18 protein-coding genes are annotated in these 15,150 nt (G+C 36.3%); 7 read left to right on the forward strand and 11 right to left on the reverse strand.

The window, feature by feature from the left end; genetic code table 11:
* Position 1: 1 nt before the first annotated feature.
* The gene (locus NSS74_RS21255; RefSeq protein WP_002067919.1) at positions 2 to 1,210 is read right to left on the reverse strand and encodes an NAD(P)/FAD-dependent oxidoreductase; all 1,209 of its coding nucleotides are present in this window, start codon (positions 1,208 to 1,210) and stop codon (positions 2 to 4) included.
* A 464-nt stretch (positions 1,211 to 1,674) separates the two neighbouring features.
* Here NSS74_RS21255 and NSS74_RS21260 point away from each other — a divergent pair, with 464 nt between their 5' ends.
* The 3 genes from NSS74_RS21260 to NSS74_RS21270 all read left to right on the forward strand — a co-directional run bounded on the left by NSS74_RS21260 (position 1,675) and on the right by NSS74_RS21270 (position 4,897).
* The gene (locus NSS74_RS21260) at positions 1,675 to 2,664 is read left to right on the forward strand and encodes an NAD(P)/FAD-dependent oxidoreductase (RefSeq protein ID WP_340814280.1); all 990 of its coding nucleotides are present in this window, start codon (positions 1,675 to 1,677) and stop codon (positions 2,662 to 2,664) included.
* A gap of 178 nt (positions 2,665 to 2,842) precedes the next feature.
* Entirely contained in the window at positions 2,843 to 3,319 is a 477-nt protein-coding gene (locus NSS74_RS21265) for a GyrI-like domain-containing protein (protein ID WP_061690104.1), read from the forward strand.
* 330 nt (positions 3,320 to 3,649) lie between these two features.
* Positions 3,650 to 4,897, forward strand: coding sequence for an MFS transporter (locus tag NSS74_RS21270; RefSeq protein WP_002034542.1), 1,248 nt, complete (start codon positions 3,650 to 3,652; stop codon positions 4,895 to 4,897).
* Between the two features lie 17 nt (positions 4,898 to 4,914).
* Here the strand turns inward: NSS74_RS21270 and NSS74_RS21275 are convergent, their stop codons facing one another.
* Positions 4,915 to 5,796 carry a helix-turn-helix domain-containing protein gene (locus NSS74_RS21275; RefSeq protein WP_061690103.1) on the reverse strand — a complete coding sequence of 294 codons (882 nt, stop codon included), beginning with the start codon at positions 5,794 to 5,796 and terminating at the stop codon, positions 4,915 to 4,917.
* A gap of 171 nt (positions 5,797 to 5,967) precedes the next feature.
* Between NSS74_RS21275 and NSS74_RS21280 the strand changes: the two genes are divergently transcribed.
* Positions 5,968 to 6,429, forward strand: a complete 462-nt coding sequence (locus tag NSS74_RS21280) for a DUF523 domain-containing protein (protein WP_002089319.1) — start codon at positions 5,968 to 5,970, stop codon at positions 6,427 to 6,429.
* Positions 6,430 to 6,459: 30 nt separating this feature from the next.
* On the opposite strand, the gene NSS74_RS21285 is transcribed toward NSS74_RS21280, so the two are convergent.
* The 7 genes from NSS74_RS21285 to NSS74_RS21315 form a co-directional block, all read right to left on the reverse strand.
* On the reverse strand, positions 6,460 to 6,813 hold the full coding sequence (locus tag NSS74_RS21285) for a YxeA family protein (protein ID WP_061690102.1): 354 nt from the start codon (positions 6,811 to 6,813) through the stop codon (positions 6,460 to 6,462).
* A 177-nt stretch (positions 6,814 to 6,990) separates the two neighbouring features.
* Positions 6,991 to 7,218 (reverse strand): hypothetical protein, encoded by a 228-nt coding sequence (locus NSS74_RS21290; protein WP_080449970.1) that lies wholly within the window; start codon positions 7,216 to 7,218, stop codon positions 6,991 to 6,993.
* Positions 7,208 to 7,399 carry a hypothetical protein gene (locus tag NSS74_RS21295; protein WP_061690101.1) on the reverse strand — a complete coding sequence of 64 codons (192 nt, stop codon included), beginning with the start codon at positions 7,397 to 7,399 and terminating at the stop codon, positions 7,208 to 7,210. Before NSS74_RS21295 ends, NSS74_RS21290 begins: the two co-directional genes overlap by 11 nt.
* Before the next feature lie 87 nt (positions 7,400 to 7,486).
* The gene (locus tag NSS74_RS21300; protein ID WP_061690100.1) at positions 7,487 to 8,245 is read right to left on the reverse strand and encodes a hypothetical protein; all 759 of its coding nucleotides are present in this window, start codon (positions 8,243 to 8,245) and stop codon (positions 7,487 to 7,489) included.
* Between the two features lie 268 nt (positions 8,246 to 8,513).
* Positions 8,514 to 8,867, reverse strand: a complete 354-nt coding sequence (locus tag NSS74_RS21305) for a HesB/IscA family protein (protein WP_002034566.1) — start codon at positions 8,865 to 8,867, stop codon at positions 8,514 to 8,516.
* A 41-nt stretch (positions 8,868 to 8,908) separates the two neighbouring features.
* Positions 8,909 to 9,775, reverse strand: a complete 867-nt coding sequence (gene dapF / locus NSS74_RS21310) for a diaminopimelate epimerase (protein WP_061690099.1) — start codon at positions 9,773 to 9,775, stop codon at positions 8,909 to 8,911.
* A gap of 327 nt (positions 9,776 to 10,102) precedes the next feature.
* Entirely contained in the window at positions 10,103 to 10,342 is a 240-nt protein-coding gene (locus NSS74_RS21315; protein ID WP_002015892.1) for a YuzB family protein, read from the reverse strand.
* Between the two features lie 429 nt (positions 10,343 to 10,771).
* On the opposite strand from NSS74_RS21315, the gene NSS74_RS21320 reads away from it, so the two are divergent.
* The 3 genes from NSS74_RS21320 (at position 10,772) to NSS74_RS21330 (ending at position 13,543) form a co-directional block, all read left to right on the forward strand.
* Positions 10,772 to 11,842 carry an NAD(P)/FAD-dependent oxidoreductase gene (locus NSS74_RS21320; RefSeq protein ID WP_340814288.1) on the forward strand — a complete coding sequence of 357 codons (1,071 nt, stop codon included), beginning with the start codon at positions 10,772 to 10,774 and terminating at the stop codon, positions 11,840 to 11,842.
* Positions 11,843 to 12,105: 263 nt separating this feature from the next.
* Complete coding sequence (locus NSS74_RS21325) at positions 12,106 to 12,765, forward strand: ABC transporter ATP-binding protein (protein WP_002129718.1); 660 nt, start codon at positions 12,106 to 12,108, stop codon at positions 12,763 to 12,765.
* Complete coding sequence (locus NSS74_RS21330) at positions 12,749 to 13,543, forward strand: ABC transporter permease (protein ID WP_061690097.1); 795 nt, start codon at positions 12,749 to 12,751, stop codon at positions 13,541 to 13,543. The genes NSS74_RS21325 and NSS74_RS21330 overlap by 17 nt, the downstream gene beginning before the upstream one ends.
* 50 nt (positions 13,544 to 13,593) lie before the next feature.
* Here NSS74_RS21330 and phnA read toward each other — a convergent pair whose 3' ends face one another.
* Both phnA and NSS74_RS21340 read right to left on the reverse strand, forming a co-directional pair.
* On the reverse strand, positions 13,594 to 13,935 hold the full coding sequence (gene phnA / locus NSS74_RS21335) for an alkylphosphonate utilization operon protein PhnA (RefSeq protein ID WP_002089332.1): 342 nt from the start codon (positions 13,933 to 13,935) through the stop codon (positions 13,594 to 13,596).
* A gap of 281 nt (positions 13,936 to 14,216) precedes the next feature.
* On the reverse strand, positions 14,217 to 14,990 hold the full coding sequence (locus NSS74_RS21340; protein ID WP_340814291.1) for a DUF2628 domain-containing protein: 774 nt from the start codon (positions 14,988 to 14,990) through the stop codon (positions 14,217 to 14,219).
* Between the last annotated feature and the right edge of the window lie 160 nt (positions 14,991 to 15,150).

Genomic DNA, 15,150 nt, shown 5'->3' on the forward strand with positions numbered 1-15,150 from the left:
ATTAAAAGAACTTCAATTTACCTTTTTTAAGAACTAATAAAGGTCCGCCTAGTAAGAATAAGTAACGGTTGTCGATTACTTTCTTCATGAATGAAGCTTTCCAACCTGTTAACTTTTTACCCATAACAACGCCCATTGCATCGTCATGACCTAATGAACATACAGATCCTTTATTATCAAATGCGAACTTTTTCATTTCACCTTTGCCACGAACTAACACAGTTAAATTGTGTGCAATATTATAACCTTCTTGAATTGCAATCTGTGCTGTTGGTGGGTATGGACGGTTAATTTCTTCGTTGATGATTAACGCTGCATCACCAACCATGAATACATCTTCATGACCTGGAGCGTGCATGTACTCATCCACTTTAATACGTCCGCGCATTGCTTCAAATCCAGACTCTTCCACAATACCATTACCACGAACACCTGCAGCCCAAACTACAGTTTCAGATTTAAGAAGTTCAGCATCATCACCGTTGGCAACGATAATACCTTCTTCAGTTGCTTCCTTAATTGCTGTACCGATGCGGAATTCTACACCTTTTTTCTCAAGTTGTTTTACAGCGTACTCTACTAATGCTGGATCGAAACCAGGAAGTGCTGTTGGAGCAGCTTCTACACAGATGATACGTGCTTTTTCACGTGGAACATCATACTCTTTGCAAAGTTCAGGAATACGGTTTGCAAGCTCACCTACGTACTCGATACCAGTAAATCCAGCGCCACCAACAACGATTGTTACTAACTCATCACGTTTTTCAGTCGCATATTGAGCGAATTTTTCTTCCATATGCTCACGAATTTGACGAGTTGCATTAATGTTAGTGATTGAGAATGCATGCTCTTTTAATCCTTTAATTCCGAACGTTTCTGATTCGAAACCAAGACCGATTACTAAGTAATCATACTCTAATTCACCATCTTTTAAGATAATACGTTTTTCAGCAGCTTTAATCTCTACTACTGTATCTTGTACAAAGTTCACTTTATTTGTATCGATAACGTCTTGAATATCTAGACAGATTTTATCATCTTGTAATGTACCAGCTGCACTCTCATGTAACCAAGTTGCTTGGTAGTGATAGCTGTTGTTGTTTACTAACGTAATTTCAGCTTCACTTACAGATAATGTTTTTTGCAGACGAACAGTCGTAATCATCCCGCCATAACCTGCACCTAAAACTACGATTTTTGGAGTCTTCACTAAATCACAACCCTTTTCTTTATATAATAGTAATAAAAAATAATACCAAGTACTAAAAACTCTATTTGTCAAGAATGTGGAATTTATCACATTCTATATCATAACAAAACGCAGTCAAAAAATCGTACGAAATTTGTCATAGAAATTTAACATAATACTTCCCTATATTAGTCGGTTTCATTCCATAATTCAAGCACCTAGAGAATTATCAATATTTTAAAATAACATAGCGTTTTCAAGGGTTTTTCAGCCTTTTTTTCATGTATTTTCCTTTCGCTATATTTTATACAATTCTAAAACATCTATGCGCAAACTTACTTATTATTCAGTCGTTTCCAGAAGTATTATTAACTGAAATATGCTATCATTTATTTGAAAGTGTCATCATTTGCAGGATTTTCATGTACATATGAACAATATATGAAATCAATATTAAAATTCCATCATCTATAGGGGGAATGAAAATGACAGAAAATCAAAAAGTTTACGACATAACGATTATTGGTGGTGGCCCAACGGGACTATTCACCGCATTTTATGGCGGAATGAGACAAGCAAGTGTAAAAATTATTGAAAGCTTACCTCAACTTGGAGGGCAATTATCCGCACTATATCCCGAAAAATATATTTATGATGTAGCTGGATTCCCAAAAGTGCGCGCACAAGAGTTAGTTGATAACTTAAAAGAACAAATGAAAAAGTTCGATCCAACCGTTTGCTTAGAAGAAGCTGTTGATACTCTTGAAAAACAAGCTGACGGTATATTTAAGCTTGTTACAAATAAACAAACTCACTACTCTAAATCTGTCATTCTTACTGCTGGTAATGGTGCTTTCCAACCACGCCGCTTAGAATTAGAAGGCACAGCAAAATATGAAAAGAAAAACTTACATTATTTCGTTGATGATATGAATAAATTTGCTGGAAAACGCGTCGTTGTATTCGGCGGTGGTGACTCAGCAGTAGATTGGACAATGATGTTAGAACCGATTGCGGACAAAGTTACAATTGCTCATCGCCGCGACAAATTCCGTGCACATGAACATAGCGTAGAAAGCTTAATGAATTCCCGTGCAGAAGTAAGCACACCTTACGTTCCAGTTGAACTTATCGGTGATGATACTATTGAACAACTTGTTCTTCAGCACGTAAAAACAGAAGAAAAAATTATCATCGATGTTGATGACGTAATCGTAAACTACGGCTTCGTTTCTTCACTTGGTCCAATTAAAAATTGGGGCTTAGATATTCAAAAGAACAGCATCCTCGTGAACTCAAAAATGGAAACAAATATTCCTGGCATTTACGCTGCTGGTGACATTTGTACATATGAAGGAAAAGTAAAACTCATTGCTTGCGGCTTTGGTGAAGCACCGACAGCAGTAAACAATGCAAAAGCTTACTTCGATCCAAACGCAAAACTTCAACCAATGCATAGCTCAAGCATGTTTTAATATAGAAATGAAAAGAACTCCTTTTACATGAAAGGAGTTCTTTTGTTATAAAGATCCCTAATCCAAATTACCTCTCTTTCTTCACAGCTATGTACTTTAGAAAAAAATACCACATACTCCTAAAATATGTTACAATAAAACAGAACATACGTTTCATTCAATGGAGGGGAATTTTATAATGAAAGAACCTATTATCATTAAGAAAGAAGCTTTCCAAGCAATCGGCGTTTCTATTACGACGACAAATGAAAAAGAGGCATCTACTGAAGGGAAAATCCCACAACTTTGGAACCAATACTTCCAAGAACAAATCATGCATCACATCCCAAATCAACAAACAAAAGAAACATTCGCTTTCTACTCAAACTACGAATCAGATGAAACTGGTACATATCAATTTACTATTGGCATGCCTGTTTCTTCATTAGAAGACGTTCCTGAAAATATGACAGCCTTAACAATACCTACTGCAACGTATGCGGTATTTACAACGAGAAAAGGTCCTGTGTCTGAAGTCATTTGTGAAACTTGGGAATATATTTGGCAATGGTCGAAAGAAAACAAACGTGCTTTTACAACAGACTTTGAGCTTTATGACGAAAATGCAGTAGATCCAAATAACGTACAAGTGGATATTTATATTGCTTTAGCGTGAATGACAAAAAAGAAGATACCCTTTGGTATCTTCTTTTTTGTCGTTAAATAGCCACTGTGCAAATTCATTATTATTGTCTACAATGAGAAAGTGCAGTATAGAAATATTAGAAACTGTATAAAGTGAAACTATACTCAGTAGAGGTTTTTGTTCATCCCCCACTGAGTATTAGCCTTCACCAATCGGGCGTTTACGGGCAGCCCGACTCCCGCCTAACTTCTTTTCCCTAGCCCAATTTTGAGGTGGGAGTTTTACTGCTCGTAAATAGCGGGATAAAACGATTGTTAATAGGTTTTTCAGTCTAAATTTGGTACATAGAAAGGAAGCAATATGGAGGAACTACAACAAAATAAATCTGCTTTAGAAGGAAGCGGAAAACCGTTATTAAAAAATACGAACTTCCTTTTTCTTTGGGCAGCTACTCTTTTTTCAAGTTTTGCTTTAGCCTTTTTTACTTTTTCACAAACATGGTACATAGCAAAAACATTAAACCTTGAGGCTTCACTCGGTATTGTTTTCGTGGCTCTTAGTGTTCCAAGACTCATCTTTATGATTATCGGCGGTGCATTAGCTGATAAATTCCCGAAAAAAAATATTATGTTTTACTCTAATATTATTCGCGCTATTCTTGTCGCAACCATTCTCACCTGGTTCATCGTCGGTGATGTAACACTATATACATTTGCTTTGTTCGCTTTGTTCTTCGGACTTGCTGACGCTTTCTTCTGGTCAGCAGATGGATCTATTCTGCCTGAACTTGTAGAAAAAAGCCGTTTAACACAAGCAAATTCACTTACTCAAATGACAAATCAAGGATCGGTCATCTTGGGCCCTGTACTTGGCGGTATTCTCATTAAATTTACGAACTATGAAACAATCTTTTCAATTACAATCCTGCTACTCATTATCGCTGCGATACTCGTTCAAAAAATACAATTTACAGTACCCGAAAAAAATGAAACAGATAAAGGCATGTTTACTTCTATTAAAGAGGGAATTTCATATGTAAAAGAATCACCATTTCTTTCAACTTTCCTTATATGTAGCGCCTTTTTAAATTTATTTTTAATCGGTCCAATGCAAGTAGGCTTCCCGCTCTTCGTCAAAAACGTTCTGCACGGTGATTCACTTCAGTTTAGTTACTTAGAAGCGTCTGTTGGCGGCGGGATGGCGATAGGAGCTGTCATTGTCGGATTAAAAAACATTAACCGCAGACGTGGTCTATTTTGTATTATCATGATGCTACTGTCTGGTGTATTCTTCCTAGCCATCAACTTTAGCACCGTACTTTGGCAAGCGTTATTAGCTGGAATGTTTTACGGTATTACAATTGCGATGGCTATCGTTCCACTTATGGCAATGATTCAATCAACAGTAAAAGAAGAGATGATGGGACGCGTTATGAGTTTACTCATGCTTTCATCGATGGGATTCATTCCGCTCTCTTACGCATTTACATCGCTTGCACTTGGGATAGGCATTCCAATTGTAACGGTTATGAAAAGCGGTGCAATCGCTGTTATCGTCTTTGTACTATTTGTAGCAATTCGTGTTCCAGTTGTAAGAAAGTTCGATTAGCTACTTGGAGTCATGTATTATACGCATGGCTCTTTTTTAAATGGATCGAATAACGGTATTCCCTTACTTCTCCTTAATGCCGCTCCCCACTCTAATCCAATTTCTAAAAATAAATCTCGCATCGTACTATACAATAGTGCTCCAACATCTTTACGAATTTCTCCGTACTTATACGCTCTCACAACACTTTTCACCCGCCAAATTAAATTTCCATACGCTTCTTCATCAGCTAATATCCCCTCTAATAAAGCACCTTGCTCTAGTAATCCGCTCTTTTTATAAGCAAGTTCCACCTTACTCCAAAATATATTAATCTTCTTCGGATTACTCGTCATCGGCACCAGTGCATATATAAAAGGCTTCGGTATATCGTGACGACAATACGTTTCATCAAGCTCGTACGTTACTTTTCTTTTCTCTTTTATTTGTGGAATGTTTTTAGAAAGAATTGTTTCCTCCTCATTTTTTTGCTCGTTTCCACTACAGCCATCTGCACAATCACCACTTTCACATGCGGACATTTTCATACGGTCATCCATGCGGTCAATTGCAGATTTAAGAAATACATATAAGTTTGCACTATATCCGCCGCGCTTATATCTTTCTTTTGTCGCAACACGCTTTATAATCCCTAGTTCCTCTAACTTTGCAATCGAGCGGCGTACCGTACGAATACTCTTTCCAACATTTGTAGCAATCGTCTCCATTAACGGACAAGCAACTCCCACTGTTTTCTGTTTCTCATTCACTGCATACTTTCCTAAAAAATGAATAATGATAGAATCCGTTTTATTCAATTGAAATCGATAGCACTTCAAAACTTGTTTTTGATATGTATTAAACTCTTCTTTACTTCGAAATTGACTATATGGTTTCATTAAATTATATAAGCTTCCCATTTTTATCACCTCACTTATAGGTAAGAGTCAGGAAGAGCAATTGGCGTGATATTTAATATTTTTTTATCCCGCATTAACGGGCAGTAAGAGCCCGATTGGTTCAACTAATAATCAGTGGGGGATGGACAAAACCCCCACTGATTAAAGTTTCACTTTATTGGAGATGAAAATATGATTGTAATTAGTGCTTGTTTAGGTGGTATTGCTTGTCGTTATGACGGTAACGATAATCTCGTTTCACAAATAGAAGAGTTATTACAGAGGGAAGATACCATCCTTGTTTGTCCCGAAGTATTAGGCGGTTTACCAACACCACGCCCTTCTGCTGAAATTATCGGCGGTAATGGCGATGATGTTTTAGATGGAAAAGCAAAAGTAATGACGAAAGAAGGACAAGATGTCACGGAAGCTTTCGTGCGTGGTGCTTATAAAGCATTAGAACAAATAAAAGATTTAAACCCAGAATATATAATTTTAAAAGAACGCAGTCCATCTTGTGGTAGTTCTACTATTTACACAGGGGAATTTAACGGCAATAAACAAACTGGTTACGGAGTGACAACTGCTTTATTTAAAAGACACGGATTTAAAGTCATTTCAGAAGAGGATTTTGAAAGTAAAAAAAGGAATTGACCCTGTTCGTCAATTCCTTTTCCATCTGTCTTATTTCACACCTAATTTTTCTTTCACTTTCGCAGGAAGCTCGTCTTTCTTCACTTCTTCCCAAGCAGATACACCCTTTTTATCTGAATGATATACACGTAGGAATGCTTCTTTACGAAGATTTTTTTGCGCTATGAATTCTAATTCTTTCTCTTTACCGTCTTTATCAAAACCAGTTAGTTTATATTCGTAATCTTTAAACTTCTCACCATTATCAGCTTTACTATGATATTCTTTTCCATCTACTGTAATTTGAACGTAATACTCATCTTTACCCATACGGTTTAAATCACAGCCAACTAATAGGCTTGCAAATACGACTAAAATACTAAAAAGTGCAATATATCTTTTCAATTCCTTCACCTCATATGTTTTTCTTATATTGTTATCTTAAGGCCTAAGCTTTAAAGAAGAAATTCAAAAACATGACATAAACATTACACTTTTGTAAGATAGTAAATTAAAACTTTAATCAGTGTTTTTTCATTGAAAACGTTATTGACACTCATCTAGCCTAGTCATGACAATCTATTAACGCCAATAACGTCTTCCACGCCAATTTTTCCACTTGTCACGAATCTTATCACGTAATTTCCTTATACCGCTTATTACACCTTCTATTACGCACTCTATTATGATATCTATTACAATGTAACTTACAAATCTAGTTATAGGTTTAATCACATATCTCCTTACGAATTCAAAAACATCGTCAATCTTGCGTCCCTCCCGCTCGTACAAAAAACTGCTACTTCCCATTCTTTTTGCGCAATCTACGTTCTGTTACAACCGCTGCGCCTACTGCAGTAGCTATCAACAAAAATAGTACGGCGATAGCGTCCACAATGAGGTTATTGAATTTGGACGAAACCCCAACAAATACTAACGCTATCGTTAATACTGCTAGCATAATTATCGTTATCTTATCTTCGTTCATCATTGTCCTCTCCGATTACTCACGGTTCTCTCTCCAAGACTTTATAAAGCCACCGACAACTTTACTGCAATTGTTCCCGTAATTAATTTATTATCGTTGTAATCCATCTTCTACTACCTGCGTAACAGTTCCATTTGGTTCGAAGATTACACGTAATGTTCCTTCGCCGCCATAACCGGTATAGCCGTATACTGAATACGATTTATATTTCTCAATCATACGTGGCTGTCCAATCGCAGCTTTTACTTGATTCGCAGGCATACCTTTTTTGATTTTCAAATAGTGATTATAGTCTACTTCCGCCGAATCGTTATTTACATCTTTATACCACGGTACGCGGTCGTTTTTTTCTTCATATTTCTTTACAGGCTCTTCACTGCTTTTCGTAGATACCTGACTCTCTTTATCCGCATCCTTTATAGCAGTGCGTTCAATATTAACAACGTAACCATATGTATTTAATTCAACCATAATTTCATATGTACCATCCGTATCCTTTTCAGTATAAAACACGCGTTTTTCCTTGTTATTATAATGTTTTATGTTCTCACCACCGTAGTTAATCTTGTTAAGGATATCCGTATATGTCATGCCTTCCTCAATCTTTTCGGCTTCGTCACGAGAAATATAACGCTTCTGTGACGATGTAGCGTCCTCATATTTAATGCTGTCACGTTCGCTCGTAGTCATAGGGGTTTCCTTCTGTTCTTTTAGTACTTCCGCTTCCGATTTCACTTGTTGCTTTGCTCCCGCTTTTGTTAACACGTCTGTATCGTTAGAACAAGCTCCAAATATTGATGCTGTAACCAACGTCATCCCTAATACCAGTACTTTCTTAAATGACTTCATTGTAATTCCTCCGGTAGTTTTTAATTTCTAGTAATCAGCGTATTTTAATTAATATGGAACGAGTCAGTTCTATACAATTCGATATAGCCTGCACCTTCATGCATCCTCTTTAGCCTTCTTCTTGCATATATTCGTTATCTTTGTCATGCTCTTTTTCTTTTTAGCGCAAAAGAAAAGACCTTCCTAACGATTTGGTTTCATCGCTAAGAAGGTCTTTATATGCAACCTACCCATTCAATTTCCACTTAGAATAAAGGGATGAAAAAACTTAGCAATCTTCTGGCTTACCAGCATTCGACGCTGTACGGAAAGATGATCCGCATCCACATGATGCGATCGCGTTCGGATTGTCGATTGTGAATCCGCCGCCAAGCATAGATTGCTTATAGTCAACTTTCACTCCCTTTACAATCGGAGCACTTTCTTTATCGATAACAAATTCAACACCGAAAAACTCAAGAACTGTGTCGTCTTCTTTTGGTTCTACTTCAAATCCTAAGCCGTAAGAAAGACCACTACATCCGCCGCCATGTACAGCAAGGCGCACGTACTTCTCTCCATCTTCAGCATCTTTTAACATATCTTTAATTTGAAAAGCTGCTTGTTCTGTTACTTCAATCATGAAATACACCATCCTTTCTGTTCTCATTCTATTATACATCTTTACGCTTCTATCTTGTACTCATACACTCCGCGGCAAATTATTTCCGCAGGTCCTTTCATTAATACATTTCCTTCTTCTGTCCATGCGATCATTAAGTCGCCGCCTGCTAAGTGAACCGTAATTTCTTTACCGTGTTCCATTTTCCCATTTAAAATTGCCGCAACGACAGCTGCGCATGCTCCTGTCCCGCAAGCTTGTGTTACACCAGACCCTCGTTCCCAAACGCGGAAATTCATCTCTTCATCATTCAAAATCTCGATGAATTCAACATTCACTCGCTCTGGGAACATTTCATGCGTCTCAAGAACCGGTCCTAACGTTGTAAGAGGCACTTTTTCTACATCATCAACAAAAATAACCGCATGTGGATTCCCCATTGAAACAGCTGTAAATGCATAACGGTGATTATTGTATAAGAAGTTTTCACGAATAAATGGTGTTTCTCCTTCACCAAGCATCGGTATCTCTTCACGTGTTAAACGAGGTGCTCCCATGTCGATTTTCGCTAATGTAACTTTGTCATCTTCTACCGTTACTTCTGCCGTAACAATACCAGCTAACGTTTCAATTGTGAAAACTTTACCTTCTACTAGTTTATGCTCATACGCATATTTCGCTACGCAGCGTAAACCATTTCCACAGCTCTTTCCTTCTGAGCCATCGTTATTAAACATGCGCATTTTTACTGGTGCCACGTCAGAAGGACAAATTAAAATCATTCCATCTGCACCAATACCAGTATTAATATTTGAAACCTTTTCCGCTACAATTGCTAAATCTTCTTCTCTAATTTGTTCCTCAAACATATTTACATATATATAACTATTTCCAAGACCATGCATTTTTGTAAAAGAAAATTGGCTCATTTTTATTCACTCCAAAAATAATTTATTATTTCAAGTATAAAATGCATGCTTTTAGAACACAATATGAATGTCCCCCGTTTCTCATATTTGACAGTGTTTTGGCAATAAGCCGTTCTTACACAAATCGTGTAAGAAAAAAGCCCTTCTAAAAGGGCTTTTTTTTCGAAATAAACACTCCTAATAAAGTGAAACTTTAATCAGTGGGGGGACGGGCAACAGGGCTTCAACCTAACTTCTTTGCTTCAGCTGAATTTTGAGGTGAGAGTCTTACTGCCCGCAAATAGCGGGATAAATGAAAAAAGAAAAACGTTGCCTGTTTGCAACGCTTTAAAACATTGGATTTTCATCCATATAATCATATACATTATTTACAAGTTCTTCTACTGTTGCACCTTGTACCACTTCACCATTTACAAGTGCAAATGGACCTTCAAAACAGATGCCACAATATCCTAAACAACCATATTCCATTACGTCTAAATTAGGATCTTTTTCTAATTTTTCTAAAGCTGCTTGCGAACCGCTTGCAAGGTTACCTACACAAAATTCGATTAATGGTTTAATCAAAACTCTCTCCCCCCCTGTATCTCTAAACAAATTACCATTTACTTTATATGGTATGTGCATACCTAATTTGCGAAACGGATAAGTAACCCTCTCTACTTGTTACCATTCCACTTTATTTATAAGAAGAAAACTAAGCTGTTTCTTGTTGTTTTCGTTATATATTCTAAACTATTTAGTTACTTCACTATTTCACTTCATAATAGATGGTCTTCTTTATATAACATACTACTCATAATGAAATAGTAAATAGTAACTAGAAAATGAAAACCACTTACTTTACTTTTCTTCTTATTGTACAACAGAGTATTCATTCATGCATTGTTATTTGTTCACAAATTCGATATAATTTGATTGTGTAAAGTCAAAATATTTTATTAATATAAAATTGTATGATTAGGGGATATTTCAACAGAAAAGGGGTAATCCATCATGAAACACCTCGTAATACTAGGTGGCGGCTACGGTGGAATGAGAATTCTGCAGAGGCTACTTCCAAGCAACCAACTTCCAGATGATGTACAAGTGACATTAATCGACAAAGTACCATATCATTGCTTTAAAACTGAATATTATGCATTAGTTGCGGGTACAATTTCAGAAACGCATATTCGCATACCGTTTCCTGAGCACCCACGTCTCAATATTCAATACGGAACAATAACAAATATTGACCTCGAAACGAAAGCCGTTCATCTCGATGGCGGTGAAACGATTCAATATGATGATTTAATTATCGGGCTTGGCTGTGAAGATAAATATCATAACGTTCCTGGGGCGAAGGAATATACACATAGCCTACAATCAATTGAACAAACACGTAAGACATATGAACAATTAAATAGCTTAGAACCAAATGCAACAGTAGCTGTCGTTGGGGCTGGTTTAAGCGGCGTTGAAGTGGCAAGTGAACTTCGCGAAAGCCGTTCAGATTTAAAAATCTATTTATTTGATCGAAAAGATAGAATTTTATTCCCATATCCAGAGAAATTAAGTAGATACGTAGAAGAATGGTTTGTAAAACATAAAGTTACCATTATACGAAACTCTGACATTACAAAAGTGGAACCAAACATTGTATACAACCATGATGAACCACTTGAATGTGATGCAATCGTCTGGACAGCTGGTATTCAAGCAAATGAAGTTGTTCGAAACCTTCCAGTTGAACAAGATGGTAGCGGACGGGTTGTTTTAACTAAATATCACAATATTCCAAATGATGAGCACGTTTATGTCGTAGGAGATTGCGCAGCACTTCCACACGCACCATCTGCTCAACTTGCTGAAGGTCAAGGAGAGCAAATTGTCCAAATATTATTAAAACGTTGGAATAATGAACCCCTTCCTGATGAACTGCCTGTTATTAAATTAAAAGGTGTTCTCGGTTCTCTCGGCAAAAAACACGGATTTGGTTTACTAGCAAACCAACCATTAATGGGACGTGTACCGAGATTATTAAAATCCGGTCTTCTTTGGATGTACAAATATCATAACGGTTAATACTTTAAAGGCTGCCTACATAGTAGACAGCCTTTTTCTATTCATTTTTTGTAACTACTCAGTCATTCTATGAAAAACCGACAGAAAAGCATTTTTTTAAATGGCCGAGAGGGACTGGCTATGTATAGGATCCGTCAGTGCCTTTTCCTGCCACGCGCAAAGTTTTAAAACAAAGAAAAAAGATGTTCCTTCTAAAGAGACTTTATTTTTCTATTTTTCTCTCTTTTTGATACGATATAACTAGAATCAGAAAGGAGCAATTTATGTTTATATTAAAAGACATCACATATAAAGATATTCTACACATTCCTTATTTACAGATTCAAAAAGAAAAAACAACTTGTATTATCGGTGAAAGTGGTAGTGGTAAAAGCACATTACTTCGCATGTTAAACGATTTACAATCACCCACATCTGGCACAATTGAATATAACGGAAAATCCATTTTAGATTATCCTCCCATTCAATTACGACGTGAAGTTGTCATGCTTGGACAAACTCCGCCTATTTTTGATGGAACAATTAAAGATAATTTATTAATGGGACTTCGATTTTCTGAAAAGCCATTTCCAAATGACGACGCCCTGCAAGGCGCATTAACAACTGTTAGCCTAGATAAAAAATTAGAAGATAACGCCTCTTCTTTATCAGGCGGTGAAAAACAAAGACTTGCTTTCGCTCGTATTATACTAATGGATCCGCCCGTCTATTTATTAGATGAACCAACTTCGGCACTAGATGGTGACACAGAACGCCGCGTTATGAAACAATTTACTATGCTAGCAAGAGAAAAGAAAAAAACAGTTATCTTCATCACGCACTCGCAACAACTTCCAGAAGAAATCGCAGACGATATTATTGAAATTAGTAAAACAAACGGTGCAACTAGAAAGGAAGTGCTATCAATTGAAGGGCGTTATTGAACTACAAATTTGGCAACTTGCAGCTGCATATATTTTCATCCTTATTTTAATCGGGCTTGTGAAATTAAAAGGAATACCGCGTGAGAAACAAATTACAATTGCTACATTACGTATGACAATTCAGCTCGTACTAGTCGCATATGTTCTTACATACATATTTGAAAATAGTAATCCGTTTTATACAATAGCTCTCATTACTTCTATTACTACCTTTGCAATTTTCAACATTTATAAACGAATAAACCTTCCTATGTCAAAAGAATTAAAAAGAGTTGCTGCCATTTCCATGATTGCTGGATCAATCGGCCCTCTTTTACTATTTATCTTTGTCATTATCGGGCACGATCCTTGGTATGCTCCGCAGTATATCGTTCCTATTGCCGGTATGCTAATCGGTAATGCTATGACAGGTATTTGCCTCGGGGCAAACACCTTTTTAAACAGTATGAAATCACAAAGAGACCATATTGAAGGGGCACTTATGCTTGGCGCAACTCCAAAACAAGTAGCCGCTCCGCTCATACGGGACGCTTTCGATTCTGCTATTTTACCAACAATTAATTCTATGGTCGGAATGGGGATTATAAGTCTTCCCGGCATGATGACAGGACAAATTTTATCCGGTGTATCACCATTTACAGCCATTCAATATCAAATTGCGATTATACTTGGCATTTCTGGAAGTACAGCTTTCTCTGTTATTATCTTCTTACAGCTTGGGTATAAAACGTTCTTTAATAAGCGGTGCCAGTTGAAAGAAGTTGAAGTACAATCATAAAAAAAACGCTCTGCAAGTTACTTACAGAGCGTCTTTTTTCTTTGCTAATCTTACGCTTTCTTAACGAACTGTGATTTTAACTTCATAGCTCCGAAACCGTCGATTTTACAATCAATATCGTGATCTCCCTCAACTAGACGGATACTCTTTACTTTCGTACCAATCTTTACAACTGAAGAAGTTCCTTTTACTTTTAAATCTTTAATTACAGTAACAGCATCGCCATCTTGAAGAACGTTTCCGTTCGCATCTTTTACAACTTTTGCACCATCATTACTTTCAGCTTCCGCTTCTTGACCCCACTCATGGGCACATTCTGGACATACGAAAAGAGCGCCATCCTCATACGTATATTCTGAATTACATTTTGGACAATTTGGTAAAGTAGCCATAAATTCATTTCCTCCGTTCATTATTTATACGTAAAAATCAAATCGAATTTTTACATGTCGATAAATAAAATTTGTATAGCATTTCTTTATACTGCCATAGTCTCACGTTATTGACAAGCCTACCTCAAATTCTCATTTTTTATTGTATTTTACAAAATTTCAATTAGTATGGCGTTTGTTTACTAATGGTTTTCTCTTCTTGTTACATATCCTTTCTCATAAATAAAAAGAAGAATCTTCATTAGACTCTTCTTTTTGCGATACATCATTATCTATTTATATTAATACCAGGCATTTTCTTCAATATAAAATTGATACTCTTCTGCTTCTTCTTCATTTAACTTTTTATCGTTTAAATAAATTTCTTTCCATTCAAATCTCTGTTTATCTAAATACACAGCGAACTTAACCTTTACATCCTTTTTTTCCTCATAATCATAACCAGTAAATTCTACTATATCAAAACGTCCTTCTTTTTTTACATACGTCCATTTTGGATCATCAGTAAAAACTTCCAATGTAATCCCTTCATCACTTAAACGAATTACATCTTTTATATTCGGTTCCGTCGGTAAATACGATAACCCGTAACCAGCTGCACCAAATACTACAAATAATAACGCATTTAATCCAAGCATAATCCCAACATGAGTGCCACCCTTTGTTTGGAAGTAATAATTGTGTTGTGCATCAGATAACTCTTTTGCCTTATGTAAAACGCGAACTGTATGCTTGTAATATAAACGATTCCCTTGCCATCCAGTAAATAGCATAGTTCCGAAATAAACAATAAAATCGATCCACATCGGGATATCTATAAAAACAGAGGTAATTAAAGTAGGAACTCCTACTAATGCAATAATAATAAATAATTTATACATTTTGCGATAAGCTAACCACAATAATGGGAAGAAAAAGGCTATCCAGTTCCAACCATTTCCCTTCTCGGGATCTTTTGCTTTCCCCCACTTAAAGTCGTAATATGCAGTATTATTTCTCACAACTTTATGTAACTCTTTAGGAGCTATCGCTTCCTGTAAAACAGTGTCCTTCACGTACATCATCCTTCTCTTATTTCTATATAACTTTATTGTATATCTATAAAAAGAAGGAATCTAACAAAAAATAGTTATATTTCATAAAAATGAACAAAAATCGAATACATTCCGACAATTATCCATTCTATATTCCATTTTACTATTAAATATATTAGAA

It is taken from the genome of Bacillus sp. FSL E2-8868, assembly GCF_038005505.1.
In the GTDB taxonomy this organism is placed as follows: domain Bacteria; phylum Bacillota; class Bacilli; order Bacillales; family Bacillaceae_G; genus Bacillus_A; species Bacillus_A mycoides.

Bases quoted from the DNA above. Each gene is read 5' to 3' on its own strand.
- NSS74_RS21260 (WP_340814280.1), top strand. From the start codon at position 1,675: ATGACAGAAAATCAAAAAGTTTACGACATAACGATTATTGGTGGTGGC.
- NSS74_RS21265 (WP_061690104.1), top strand. From the start codon at position 2,843: ATGAAAGAACCTATTATCATTAAGAAAGAAGCTTTCCAAGCAATCGGC.
- NSS74_RS21270 (WP_002034542.1), top strand. From the start codon at position 3,650: ATGGAGGAACTACAACAAAATAAATCTGCTTTAGAAGGAAGCGGAAAA.
- NSS74_RS21275 (WP_061690103.1), bottom strand. From the start codon at position 5,796: ATGGGAAGCTTATATAATTTAATGAAACCATATAGTCAATTTCGAAGT.
- NSS74_RS21280 (WP_002089319.1), top strand. From the start codon at position 5,968: ATGATTGTAATTAGTGCTTGTTTAGGTGGTATTGCTTGTCGTTATGAC.
- NSS74_RS21290 (WP_080449970.1), bottom strand. From the start codon at position 7,218: ATGGGAAGTAGCAGTTTTTTGTACGAGCGGGAGGGACGCAAGATTGAC.
- NSS74_RS21295 (WP_061690101.1), bottom strand. From the start codon at position 7,399: ATGATGAACGAAGATAAGATAACGATAATTATGCTAGCAGTATTAACG.
- NSS74_RS21300 (WP_061690100.1), bottom strand. From the start codon at position 8,245: ATGAAGTCATTTAAGAAAGTACTGGTATTAGGGATGACGTTGGTTACA.
- NSS74_RS21305 (WP_002034566.1), bottom strand. From the start codon at position 8,867: ATGATTGAAGTAACAGAACAAGCAGCTTTTCAAATTAAAGATATGTTA.
- dapF (WP_061690099.1), bottom strand. From the start codon at position 9,775: ATGAGCCAATTTTCTTTTACAAAAATGCATGGTCTTGGAAATAGTTAT.
- NSS74_RS21320 (WP_340814288.1), top strand. From the start codon at position 10,772: ATGAAACACCTCGTAATACTAGGTGGCGGCTACGGTGGAATGAGAATT.
- NSS74_RS21325 (WP_002129718.1), top strand. From the start codon at position 12,106: ATGTTTATATTAAAAGACATCACATATAAAGATATTCTACACATTCCT.
- phnA (WP_002089332.1), bottom strand. From the start codon at position 13,935: ATGGCTACTTTACCAAATTGTCCAAAATGTAATTCAGAATATACGTAT.